Origin of the sequence: Halorubrum vacuolatum, assembly GCF_900188065.1 — an archaeon.
GTDB classification, from domain to species: Archaea; Halobacteriota; Halobacteria; order Halobacteriales; family Haloferacaceae; genus Halorubrum; species Halorubrum vacuolatum.
The window spans coordinates 1-10,773 of sequence record NZ_FZNQ01000037.1 but is presented as its reverse complement, the minus strand read 5'-3'; the positions used below and the strand labels follow the sequence as shown (position 1 = coordinate 10,773).

The following is a 10,773-nucleotide window of genomic DNA, read 5'->3' as shown; positions in this document are numbered from 1 at the left end:
CATATCCGCAGAAGACGCCGGCGAAGGCGCTGCTAAGCAGGCTCAGTACGAGTTCATCGAGGGGCTGGCCGTGGATGTTGCTCCCGCTCCGAATCCGCTGTTCTCTATCGTAAATCGCATGTTGACTACGCATGTCGTAGGTAAAAACCGCAGCAGCCTACATTAAGATTTTCATGAAACATACACTGTGTGTTATTATGACATGACTGCTATTGCCATCGACTCACAACCGCGACCCCGCATATTACGATAATGATCTGCTGAATTTCGGAATTCAACTCTCTTCGTCCGTCTCCTTCGATGGTGTCGTCTGGCTGTTGTCCGGAGGGATCTTAGTCAGAGCCTGTTAACACAACGTACAGTTGTTTTCATGCAACGGGATCGAGCGAGTACATCTTAAAATGGGATTTAGAGCAGTACCGTTCAGCTAACAGCATGAGTGCTCGCGTCCGTCGAATATCCGCAACGTTGTGCAGAATAAGGTCTTCAAAATCCCCTTTCTCCCACGCTCCGACGGCTTCCTTGCTGTCTGTGAATGGATCAAGATCGGTCAACCCGTGCCCGATAAGTTCCCCGTAGACGCCTGTGAGCGTCTTCTCCGTGGTGTTGAAACGTTTCTCGAAGACGTCCATCGCATCAATGTACGGCAGTTCTGTGAACGGCCAGTCGCAGTCATGAGAGCAGAGGCGGGTACGAAGGAACGGCAGGTCGAAGCCACCGTTCCACCGCTCGCCGTTATACGCTACGAGTTTCATATCCCTGTGAGCAAGAGCTGATTTGACGAAGTCGGTCACTTCGTACAATAGGTCCTTTTCGGTCTCTTGAACAGAAAGCGATATTGGGCGGTCCAAGTGCTCGTTGATCCGTCGCTCGAGATCGTCGGGGCACGGCTCTTCTCCTGTATTAAGGAAGATCCGAGAGCCAATCTCAGAATCGAACCCGATGACTGTGAGCTGGTCTTCAACAGCGAACCCAGTCGTTTCGATATCAAAAGCGACCGTCTCAAGCATCGTCATCGGCTCCTCCGGGCGTCTTTGTCGTTGAGGCTCTCTCTTCGCTGCCGGGTAAACGATTTTCGAGAGCGGCTTCGAGCTCCCCAAGACGATCTTCGTGGTCATCAAGGCGGGCTTCCTGTTCGATATCGATGCTGAGTAGCGCCGGAAGAAACGGATGCTGATGGTTCAACAATCCACTTGCATCGGCGTGCTCGCGAGCGTACTCGAACAGTCTGTCAAACCGTGGCTGATCGCGACGTCGTAATGCGCGACGGAAGTCTGACCACCGCTCTTCGATTGCTCGCAGTGCATCCCGGTAGGTTGGGTTCGTGCGTCCCATCGTTATCGGCCTCCTGTACTGGCTGTCCACGCATCGAGCAAGGGGTCTGCAGTAGGTGACACCCTCTCACCGTCAGCTGTGACGGCCGTCCCGACACTCTTTGACGTTGGCGTCGCCGGCGCAGGCGTGGCTGGTTCCACGCCGACCTGCGTGGCACGTGCTGCGAGCAACTGCCGCCAGTACGCGAACGTTGTCTGGTAGTACGCGCCGTCGCTGACGGGATAGACAAGCGTCTCAAAGTCGTCGCCGATAATCCGCGGCCCCATTCGGGTCTGCTCGCATTCGAGGTAGTGGTCGGCGACCGTCGCGACTGGCTCGGTGAAGTCGGCTCGATCGGTTCGTGTAAGGAGCACCGGAATCTCGTACTCCGCAGCGTAGCTCCTCAGTCGGGCAAGGGTTCGGGCCTGCAGGGTTTTCGCGTGGATCTCGCCGAGGGTCTCGTCGGCGCGGTACTGGGCGTCGACGTCCGGTGCGACGATGATGGCAGGTGTGTGGGACAACGTGTCCTCGTCACGATCTGGTGCTCGCCGACCGGCCGGTCCGGTGTCGGCGATCGACGTCCGAATCGACCTGTTCACCGCTGCCGGGAGATCACAGACGGCGCCGTAATGCTGGTAGGCGGTGAACCCGCGTGCGACGTGGATTCGGTCGAGTAATCGTTGACTGGGGGCGATTCGGGCGAGTGTCGTCGTGGTCGCGTGACCGTTTGCGTCAACCCAGAACGCGGGCCCGCCGTGTAAGAGGAGGTGGTTGAGCACGAGCGACTGCAGGATCGGGACTCCACGGTTCCCCTCGACGTCGAGCAGCGTGATGCCGTTGTCGAGCTGCGGTAGCAGCATCTCGTCCATTGTCGGATCGGCTTGATCGGCAAGAGACCGGTTGCGGTCTGCACCCCGGGTTGGCTGGTTCACCGTCAATCGATTCGACGTAACGTGTTTTTGCATAGTTCATTCATTGTCTACGTTCCCGATAAACCGCGGCGTGGCGCTTCCACATTTCAGACATGATCCGAGACAAATACTGAACTTGCCTCAGTCGTCGATTTTCTGCGCGTGTTGGCTGTTTCCAAGAACATTTCCAGAACCCCTCGCGCGCGTGCGCGGGAGCGCCGCTGGAATAGGGCATTGACGGGCTGTTGATGTGGGTCGGCCACGTACGGCGGTGTATGGAACCCCTCTCCGATGCCGACCGTCGGAAATGGGATGAGTCCAACGACCGACACTTCTATGAGTCCCCACGATACGTTACACACGCTGATGACGCGTTTCTCGACCGGTTGACCGCGCTGTACGACGACCTGTTCGACCCCGGGGACGACGTTTTTGACGCGATGGGGAGTTGGGTGTCGCACTTTCCCGAGATGGAACTTGGGCGCGTGATTGGCCACGGCCTCAACGAGGCAGAGCTACGCGCGAACGACCGATACGATGAGTGGTTCACCCAGGATCTCAACCGGGAACGGACGCTTCCGCTCGCGGACGACAGCGTCGATGTCGTCTGCTGTGCACTGTCCGTCCAGTACCTCCAGTGGCCGACTGCTGTGTTTGCGGAGTTCAATCGCATCTGTAATGACGACGGACTCGTCGTCGTGAGTTTCTCCAACCGGATGTTCCCGACGAAGGCGATCCGCGCGTGGCGTGAGGCGTCGATGGACGAACGGGCCGAGTTAGTCGCCTCTTATTTCACTGTCGGCGGTATGGAGGTCCAAAAGCGGATCATGGAAGTCCCGCGAGTCGGAGACCCGTTCTACGCGCTCGTCGGCGGGTGGGTGCCTGTCGTCGACTGATACGTTTCCGTCATCCGATGGGTCGCCCACGGTTCCAACCCACCTCTGAAGCCTCAGGACCCATCGCCCCGCTTCCGGTACCACACCTGCTCTCCGATCGGGGATCCGCCGTCCGTCTCCAGCCGATCCAGAAACAGGTCACGGACGGCAAACGTGACGACGAGTTCAACAGGCTCGCCGTCTGGCGGCCGAACCGTCACGACACAGTGTCCGTCACGAACACCCATCGACTCGATCCGTCCCACCGACCATCGATCGACGTGGTGGGTCGGTCGGCGGGCGTGGATACGGTCGTGTGGCACGTTATCCACCGCTCTCCGCTGCAGCCTCCGGAAACGGTTCGTCGATCCCGAGGACATCGGCGCTGTACGTCCAGAGGCGTCGCGCCGCCTCCGGGTCGCGGGCCTCACTCGAGGGTGTTCCGAGACCTTGTCCGGAGAGGTACCTCCCGGAGACGCCGTCGAGTCTGGGAGAACAGGCGGCAAACAGTAGTTCCGCTGCACCATCCGCGACGGACGTCACGCCGGGAACCGCATCAAGCGCCCGAACGACCCGCGGTATCGGTTCCGGAAGAAACCGGCTAAACCCACTTCCCGGGATCGCCCCCGGGTGAAGGCTGTTCGACGTTACGTCTCGACCGGCGTGTTCGAGCCGTCGGGCGAGCTCGCCCGCGAAGAGGACGTTCGCGAGCTTCGCGTGGCTGTATGCGCGGACCCCGGAGTGATCGTCGACGTGGGTCACTCGCTCGAGATCCAGCGACGATCCGCGGTGTGCCGCGGACGCGGTCGTGACGACTCGCGCATCCGGACGAAGGTGATCGAGGAGGGCGGTCGTCAGGCGGTACGGCGCGAGGTGGTTCACGTGGAAGGTGTACTCGACGCCGAGGTCGGTCAGGCGTCCCTTCCGAAACAGTCCACCGGCGTTGTTTATCAGCACGTCGAGCCCGTCCGTCTCGGTACGGACAGCCCCTGCCAGCGCTTCGACGGCGTCGACGTCCGCAAAGTCGGCCTCGACGAATGTCGCGGCTCCGCCGCTCGCTTCGATCTCGTCGACGACGGCCGCGCCAGCATCCGGGTTGCGGCCGTGAACGACGACATCCGCGCCGAGCCGACCCAGCGCGAGCGCGGCCGCTCGCCCGATCCCGCTCGTCGACCCCGTCACGAGCGCACGTGTCCCGTCCATGTCGACGCCCGCGACACCAGCTCTCGTCTCCGGTAAGTCATCCATACACGAAATCAGTCCCCGAGGAATAAAACCGCCCGCACGACGATTCTCGTCGGTCGCGCCCTGCCAGGCCGCCCTCGCCCGTGTTTGCCTCGCGTTCTCGACCGGTCTGTACGTATTCAATCGTCGCGACCGACGAATGACGCCGTCACGGGACGGCTGACCCGCGCGATGCTGTCGATCATCGACGGTGACACGTCGGCGTGCTCGGGGTGTACACACGCGAACAGCGCCTCTAACGAGTCAACAAGCCGATGGCTCGGCCGGTTGAACAGTGCGTTTCCGTCGACTGCGTACACGCGGTCGTCCTCGACGGCCGTGATCGTCTCCCACCCGGCGCGAGAGCTGAGGTCGCCGACCGTCGTGACGGCACGATCGCGGTCGAACCCACAGGGGGTGACGACGAGCACCTCGGGGTCGAACGCGCGGAGGTCGTCCCACGCCACCGGTTCGGACGCGCCATCCGGCTGGAACGCCGCGTCGCCGCCGGCGATCTCGACCATATCGCGGACCCAGTGTCCGGCGCGGATCGGCGGGTCGGTCCAGTCGAGCACAGCAACCCGCGGCCGTCCCGACGCTTCGACGGCCACTCGCGCCTGCTCCCGAACGCGGTCGACTCGGTCCGACAGCTGTGCCCGCAGTGTCGTCGCCACGTCGCGACGATCGACCGCCGTTCCGATCCGGGGCACGTCGTTGAGCACGTCGGTGAACGCGTGGGGATCGAGCGTCAGTATCTCGGGTTCGGAATCGAGCGTCCTGACGGCCTCGTGAACCGCTTCCGCGTCGACCGCACAGATGTCACAGGTCGCCTGTGTGACGACCAGATCGGGCTCGAGCGCGGCGAGCCGATCGACATCGAAGTCGTATACCGCCCCGTCGACGGACTGCATCTGCGCGTCGATGTCGGCCGCGTCGCGCCCCTCATGGTCGATGACGGTGCTCGTGAGTGTCGGCAACTCGCGAGCCGCTGGTGGGTGATCGCAGCTGTGGGAAACCCCGACGGGCTCGGTGCCGAGCGCGAACAGCGTCTCAGTTGCAGAGGGCAACAGCGTGACGACGCGCATACACGCGTTCAGCACCCGAGACGCAAAAACAGCGCGGCCCTATGAACGGCTCCATCAGCCGTCACCGAGGGGCCGTTGGCCGGGCTGTCGGTATCCACGCCGCCCTCGTGCTCGTCGTCACTGAGGGTCTCGAACTTCGCGAGTTGACGCTCGAGTGCCTGCGTTCCGTCGGACAGCGCCGACGCTGATCCGTCCGACGACGACACGGCGCTCCGCGAACGTGACACCGAGTACCTGCTGGGGCTCTGTGCTGGTCGACTCCGGCCTTCGAGTTTCAGCTCTCCGTCCGTTCTGCTAGTAGCGACAGCGTCCCTGCCGCCCGGAGGTCGTCGACCGAACAGTACCACGCGCCCCGCACTCCGGTGGCATCGTTCTCGATCGGCCGTGTGAGCGGGACGAGCGGCCCCAACTCGAAGACGACCACGACTCGTTCTTCGGAGAACGGGTCGATGAGTGCTTCCCAGTCGGCCTCGCTCATCGGGCCGGCCTCCTCTCGAACCTGTTCCGTTCGGCCAGTCACCCGAGCGTAGTGGGTGACAGCCGACACCGGTGCGGTCCGATAGAACGCCATGTACTCGAACTGTGCGCGGGTTCGGTCGTACGAGCGCGGACTGGGGTAGTACCCTGTACGACACCGCTCGAACGTGTCCGGCTGCGTCGCCACGACACAGACCCGAGCCTCTCCTGGCGCGCCGTCGTCGGGAGCGTCGGCCGCGAACCGATCGAGGCCCATACGATTCCGCAAGCGCGCGGGGGTGAAACACTCACCGCTTTCTTGCCGTTTTCGAGGCTCGACCCTGCATCCGGGCGCGGCTCACGGTCCGGACATGGTTTATCAGTGATCGGCCCGTTAAGATGCTATGACAGGCCCCGAGAGCGTGTTCACGACCCCTTCGGAGTCCTCCAACTCTGCTGGTGTTACTGGTCCGCCCGCACTCGCCATCGAGGGTGTCTCGAAGCGCTTCGGGAGCGGTGACGACGCCGTTCTCGCGGTCGACGACGTGAGCCTGACCGTCGAGCGTGGGTCGATCGTCGGCCTCCTCGGTCCAAACGGCGCGGGGAAGACGACGCTGATCAAGTGTGCGCTGGGTATCGTTCTTCCCGACGCCGGATCGGTTCGTGTGTTCGGGACCGATGTCTCCGGCAGCGGTCGACGGGCGGCGTACGCGGACGTGGACGCGATGTTAGAGGGGGCACGAAACGACTACTGGCGGCTCACCGTCCGCGAGAACCTTCGGTACTTCGCGACGATCAGTGGGGTCGACCCGAACTCCGTCGCTGACCGCCATGACCGACTGCTTGAACGGCTTGATCTCGCTGACAAGGCCGATATGGCCGTCCGTGACCTCTCTCGCGGCATGAAAGGGAAGGTGTCGCTGGCGAGCGTGCTCGCGGGCGGCGCGGAACTCGTCTTCCTTGATGAGCCCACGCTTGGACTCGACGTCGAGGGCTCACGGACGCTCAGGCGTGAGCTCCGCCGACTCGCCGTCGAGGAGGGACTCACCGTCATCGTCAGCAGTCACGACATGACCACCATCGAAGCGGTGTGTGATCGTGTCGTCATGATGGCCAGTGGACGGATCGTCGCCGACGACACGGTTACGGCCCTGCTGTCGGCCGCCGATCGCGACGCAGTCCGCGTCACGAGCGCCGACATCGACGAGCGCTTGCTGTCGACACTTGCGCAGCGATTCGACCTTCGAGCGGTCGAGACGGACGGTCCACGGACGATCGTTGAGGTCGGAGTCGTCGGGGACCAGCTTTACGAGTTGATGGACACGCTGCGGGAGGCGGCGGTCACCATCGAGGACGTTCACACTGTCCAACCGGATCTCGAAGACGTGTTCATGTCGGTTACCGGTGTGGAGACTGACGCCATCGGAGGAATCGACGGTAGGACAGCCGGACATGAGTCGATGCCGACGCCCGTCGGCGACGCCGGCGGCCAGCCGTCATGAGTCGGGATACCGCCGATCCGGGGTCTATCGCCCGTGAGCCGGGGAGCGTCACCGGCGATTCTGCGGGCGCTACCGATACCCCCAGCGGGGACCACGCCGGCGACCCGCGTCCCGCGACCTACTATCATCTCGCTCGCGCGGTGCTTTACCGCGAGTTCCTGATCTTCGTTCGGTACCCGGCCAACGCCGTCGGCGGCATCGTCGTCGCACTGTTCTTTTTTGGCGTCCTGTTTTATGGCGGGCAGCTGTTGGCCGGGCAGGCACTCGCCGACTCGCTGGAGGGGATCATCACGGGCTACTTCTTATGGACGCTCTCCGTCGGGGCGTACTCCTCAGTGTCGAACGACATCGGAAGCGAGGTTCAGTGGGGAACCTTAGAGCGGCACATTACCACACCCTTCGGGTTCGCGCCGGTCGCGCTGCTGAAGGGGGTAGCGAAGGTCGTTCGAACGTTTCTCACCTCCGCAATCGTGTTAGCGTTCATGCTGATCCTGACCGGCACCCGGCTCAGCCTCGACCCAATTACGGTGATCTCGATCGCTGGGCTGGCTATCGTCTCGGTGCTCGGACTGGGATTCGCCGCCGGGGGGATCACAGTGTTGTACAAGCGGATCGGCAACTGGCTCAACCTGCTGCAGTTCGGGTTCATCGTGCTCATTTCTGCGCCAGTGTTCGAACTGCCATGGACTAGAGTTCTCCCGCTGGCACACGGCAGCGCGCTGCTCCAGCGGGCGATGGTCGACGGCGTGCGGCTGTGGGAGTTCGGGCTTGCTGAGCTTGCGCTGCTCGTCGGCGTCGCTATCGGGTATCTCTTTGGCGGCTACCTCGTGTTTCACTATGCAACGCGGCGCGCCCGACGACTGGGAGTACTCGGCGATTATTGAGCCGGGGAGAGCGAAACTGTTCGAATCGTACACTGCGTGTGTGGCTCCCTTATGAGTCTGATCTACTTGGCGAAGCAGTCACTGAGTCAACGAGTGAGTATTCTCGATCGCGACTCGTGCCTTCTGCTTCGAGGAGATTGTACTGGACCATCTTCGAGAGGTACGTACGAACCGTCCGCTTCGTTCGCGGGTCATCAACCTTCTCGATGTAATGTTCATGAATGGTGCTCGGGCCAAGCGGGCCATGGTCGCGAACGACCGCATAGACGACGCGCTGGTGTGGTGTGAGTGAATCGAGGCTCCGTTGCTTGATCTGTGCTCGCGCATCCTCGGCAGCTCCTACCAGAACCTCGTTGGGAATCCGTGTTCGATTTCCGCGATCGGCTTTGCCGGCTGCCGTCCGGAGGATGCCGATTGCGAGACGGGCGTCGCCGGCCGCCGCATCCGCGATCTGGTAAAGCTGCCTGTCAGTGATGACGTCTTCCTCAAGCCCCCATTTGGCCCGGGCACGCAGAATATCGTGCAGCTGCTCGTCGTGATACTTGTCCATCCGAACGTGTTCACTCGAACGGAGCCGACTCACGAGCCGCTCGTCGACGCGGCTGAACAGCTCTTCCTCTTTGTTCGCAATGCAGATGATCGCGAACTGAGGCAGGCTGTGAAGATCATAGATGAGGCCGGGATCCTCTAACTGATCAACCTCGTCAAGGATGACGACGGTTCGCGGGCCGTCATGCTGCTGGAGACGGTCGACGAGCTCGTCATGTGGCGTCGACTGTCGATGGATGTCGAGAGATGCACCGAGGTCATCGAGAATCTGATACAGTGTCCGAAATCGGGTGTAGTTGCGCCAGCAGTTGACGTACGTAGTCTCAACGTCTAGAACCTCTTCGCGGAGCTGCTCGGTAACAAACTTTGAGATACACGTCTTTCCAGCACCGCTGGGGCCCGTGACGATGGCCGTGTCGGCGGGCTCATCGTTCGTGATCGGTTCGAGGACGCTTGAGAGATGGTTGATCTCGGCGTCGCGATGCTCAACCTCCCGAGGGACGAATCCGGCACGAAGGACGCGAGCATCACGGATCATCGTTGCTTATGAGGGTCATATTTTGGCTGGTAATAAAAACGTGCCCGCGTCGTTTCCGGAATCGCGCAGATTGTGAGTTCTAGTTGTAGGTGATGCGCTAGGGTCATGCGATTCTTGTTTGTTGAAATCCCCTGTTTTCGGAATCTTCCGGAATGAACCATTGGCCAGAAGTCTTGCATCGATGCTGGCGTCCGAGGCCTACAGTTTGTCTCCGTTTCTGATCCGCTGTGGCTTTTTAGTGAATTACCACGGGTGCTGTGACCCGTGGAATTCTGCTTGTTACCGTTTAAATATCAAGGCGGATACTCCGGAGTTGACCCCGAGGCGATTCACTCCTCGATTGCTTCGAGTGCAAGCTGCGATTCGGGAAGAGTCTGTCCGCCGTCGACGACGAGTGTTGTGCCGGTCACGTAGCCAGCTTCTTCGGAAGCGAAGAACGCAGCTGCGTGTCCGATGTCTTCAGGCGTTCCCAGTTCACCTTTCGGTATTGAGCTTCGCATCTTTGCAAGATACTCCTCACCGAGATCGTCCAGGCCACCAGTTTCGATGTTGCCAGGCATAACGGCGTTGACCGTGATATCCCAGTTTGCGACTTCTATCGCAGCCGTCCGAAGGAACCCGTTGACCGCTCCCTTGGTCGCGCCGTAGTGTGCCCACCCGGGGTAGCCAACCATCGGCCCGGTAATCGAAGAGGTGATGACGATCCGTCCGTAGTCTTTATTTTTCATGTGCGGTAGGCAGGCTGCCACAGACAGCATCACTCCCTTTGCGTTGATATCGAAGACCCCATCCCAGTCCTCGACAGTCATCTCCTCGAGTGATTTGGACGGATAGATCCCGGCATTGGCACAAAGCACGTCGATTTGTCCGTACTCTTCGATGACCGTCTCGGCGAGTGCCTCTGTTTCGGCCGGATCGGTCACGTCGACGCCGACTGCCATTGCTTCTCCGGGGAGTTCCGTCGCGGTTTTTGTCGCTGTCTCCTCGTCGATGTCGGCCACGACGACTCTTGCTCCTTTCTCCGAGAGGACACTGGCGATGCCCCTACCGATCCCGCTTGCGCCGCCTGTCACAATCGCAACGTTGTTTTTGAGACCCATCTCTTCCCAGTTAGTCACGTGTCGAGTATTTAAAATATCGGTGCTTAAATACCGTGTCACTGCTGAGGAAAAAGATTAATCCTATGGCATCCTGTGTCATGACACATGTCGTTTGAACAATCAGAAGAAGAGCGGCATCCAATGACGCCACTAACCGAAAGCGAAGTCGAAGCAGCATGGACGACCGTCGAGGAAGAGCGGTCTCTTTCTGACGACGCGAGGGCCATCGAAATTTCGCTAGCGGAACCGTCCGTGGAGGCGCTCTCGTCGTTCCATAGTGATGGGAGTCTGCCGGAACGACGGGCGAAAGTGGTCGCTCGGGATAAAAATCATCA

The 10,773-nt window shown here is 61.1% G+C and carries 12 protein-coding genes and 1 pseudogene; 4 read left to right on the top strand and 9 right to left on the bottom strand.

The genetic code is table 11. The features are described from left to right. Positions 1 to 368: 368 nt before the first annotated feature. Genes CHB65_RS16095 through CHB65_RS16085 form a run of 3 tightly spaced genes read right to left on the bottom strand, consistent with a single transcriptional unit; the run spans position 369 to position 2,279 of the window. Entirely contained in the window at positions 369 to 1,016 is a 648-nt protein-coding gene (locus CHB65_RS16095; RefSeq protein WP_089386031.1) for a 3'-5' exonuclease family protein, read from the bottom strand. Further along, positions 1,003 to 1,335, bottom strand: a complete 333-nt coding sequence (locus CHB65_RS16090; RefSeq protein ID WP_089386030.1) for a hypothetical protein — start codon at positions 1,333 to 1,335, stop codon at positions 1,003 to 1,005. The genes CHB65_RS16095 and CHB65_RS16090 overlap by 14 nt, the downstream gene beginning before the upstream one ends. A gap of 2 nt (positions 1,336 to 1,337) precedes the next feature. Then, positions 1,338 to 2,279 carry a hypothetical protein gene (locus CHB65_RS16085; RefSeq protein ID WP_179213705.1) on the bottom strand — a complete coding sequence of 314 codons (942 nt, stop codon included), beginning with the start codon at positions 2,277 to 2,279 and terminating at the stop codon, positions 1,338 to 1,340. A gap of 221 nt (positions 2,280 to 2,500) precedes the next feature. Between CHB65_RS16085 and CHB65_RS16080 the strand changes: the two genes are divergently transcribed. Further along, positions 2,501 to 3,121 carry a class I SAM-dependent methyltransferase gene (locus tag CHB65_RS16080; protein ID WP_089386029.1) on the top strand — a complete coding sequence of 207 codons (621 nt, stop codon included), beginning with the start codon at positions 2,501 to 2,503 and terminating at the stop codon, positions 3,119 to 3,121. Between the two features lie 53 nt (positions 3,122 to 3,174). Here CHB65_RS16080 and CHB65_RS16075 read toward each other — a convergent pair whose 3' ends face one another. From CHB65_RS16075 to CHB65_RS16055, 4 genes are all read right to left on the bottom strand, one after another. Next, positions 3,175 to 3,423 carry a DUF7861 family protein gene (locus tag CHB65_RS16075; RefSeq protein ID WP_089386033.1) on the bottom strand — a complete coding sequence of 83 codons (249 nt, stop codon included), beginning with the start codon at positions 3,421 to 3,423 and terminating at the stop codon, positions 3,175 to 3,177. Between the two features lies 1 nt (position 3,424). Continuing rightward, positions 3,425 to 4,348 carry an SDR family NAD(P)-dependent oxidoreductase gene (locus tag CHB65_RS16070; protein WP_089386028.1) on the bottom strand — a complete coding sequence of 308 codons (924 nt, stop codon included), beginning with the start codon at positions 4,346 to 4,348 and terminating at the stop codon, positions 3,425 to 3,427. Between the two features lie 116 nt (positions 4,349 to 4,464). Next, positions 4,465 to 5,409 (bottom strand): ABC transporter substrate-binding protein, encoded by a 945-nt coding sequence (locus tag CHB65_RS16065; RefSeq protein ID WP_089386027.1) that lies wholly within the window; start codon positions 5,407 to 5,409, stop codon positions 4,465 to 4,467. Positions 5,410 to 5,683: 274 nt separating this feature from the next. Beyond that, complete coding sequence (locus tag CHB65_RS16055) at positions 5,684 to 6,142, bottom strand: hypothetical protein (RefSeq protein WP_089386025.1); 459 nt, start codon at positions 6,140 to 6,142, stop codon at positions 5,684 to 5,686. Between the two features lie 127 nt (positions 6,143 to 6,269). On the opposite strand from CHB65_RS16055, the gene CHB65_RS16050 reads away from it, so the two are divergent. Both CHB65_RS16050 and CHB65_RS16045 read left to right on the top strand, forming a co-directional pair. After that, positions 6,270 to 7,367, top strand: coding sequence for an ABC transporter ATP-binding protein (locus CHB65_RS16050; RefSeq protein WP_089386024.1), 1,098 nt, complete (start codon positions 6,270 to 6,272; stop codon positions 7,365 to 7,367). Then, positions 7,364 to 8,251, top strand: coding sequence for an ABC transporter permease (locus CHB65_RS16045; RefSeq protein WP_245810010.1), 888 nt, complete (start codon positions 7,364 to 7,366; stop codon positions 8,249 to 8,251). Before CHB65_RS16050 ends, CHB65_RS16045 begins: the two co-directional genes overlap by 4 nt. 49 nt (positions 8,252 to 8,300) lie before the next feature. On the opposite strand, the gene CHB65_RS16040 is transcribed toward CHB65_RS16045, so the two are convergent. Together CHB65_RS16040 and fabG are read right to left on the bottom strand one after the other, a co-directional pair. Beyond that, on the bottom strand, positions 8,301 to 9,338 hold the full coding sequence (locus CHB65_RS16040) for a Cdc6/Cdc18 family protein (protein WP_089386023.1): 1,038 nt from the start codon (positions 9,336 to 9,338) through the stop codon (positions 8,301 to 8,303). A 329-nt stretch (positions 9,339 to 9,667) separates the two neighbouring features. Further along, positions 9,668 to 10,456: a 3-oxoacyl-ACP reductase FabG gene (fabG, locus tag CHB65_RS16035; RefSeq protein ID WP_218818981.1), complete on the bottom strand. Its 789-nt coding sequence runs from the start codon at positions 10,454 to 10,456 to the stop codon at positions 9,668 to 9,670. 87 nt (positions 10,457 to 10,543) lie between these two features. Between fabG and CHB65_RS16030 the strand changes: the two are divergent. Next, a pseudogene (locus CHB65_RS16030) lies at positions 10,544 to 10,773 on the top strand (primary-amine oxidase); the annotation flags it as partial.

Excerpts from the sequence above, each read along its gene's own strand:
- CHB65_RS16095 (WP_089386031.1), bottom strand. The coding sequence starts at position 1,016 with ATGACGATGCTTGAGACGGTCGCTTTTGATATCGAAACGACTGGGTTC.
- CHB65_RS16090 (WP_089386030.1), bottom strand. The coding sequence starts at position 1,335 with ATGGGACGCACGAACCCAACCTACCGGGATGCACTGCGAGCAATCGAA.
- CHB65_RS16085 (WP_179213705.1), bottom strand. The coding sequence starts at position 2,279 with ATGCAAAAACACGTTACGTCGAATCGATTGACGGTGAACCAGCCAACC.
- CHB65_RS16080 (WP_089386029.1), top strand. The coding sequence starts at position 2,501 with ATGGAACCCCTCTCCGATGCCGACCGTCGGAAATGGGATGAGTCCAAC.
- CHB65_RS16070 (WP_089386028.1), bottom strand. The coding sequence starts at position 4,348 with ATGGATGACTTACCGGAGACGAGAGCTGGTGTCGCGGGCGTCGACATG.
- CHB65_RS16065 (WP_089386027.1), bottom strand. The coding sequence starts at position 5,409 with ATGCGCGTCGTCACGCTGTTGCCCTCTGCAACTGAGACGCTGTTCGCG.
- CHB65_RS16055 (WP_089386025.1), bottom strand. The coding sequence starts at position 6,142 with ATGGGCCTCGATCGGTTCGCGGCCGACGCTCCCGACGACGGCGCGCCA.
- CHB65_RS16050 (WP_089386024.1), top strand. The coding sequence starts at position 6,270 with ATGACAGGCCCCGAGAGCGTGTTCACGACCCCTTCGGAGTCCTCCAAC.
- CHB65_RS16045 (WP_245810010.1), top strand. The coding sequence starts at position 7,364 with ATGAGTCGGGATACCGCCGATCCGGGGTCTATCGCCCGTGAGCCGGGG.
- CHB65_RS16040 (WP_089386023.1), bottom strand. The coding sequence starts at position 9,338 with ATGATCCGTGATGCTCGCGTCCTTCGTGCCGGATTCGTCCCTCGGGAG.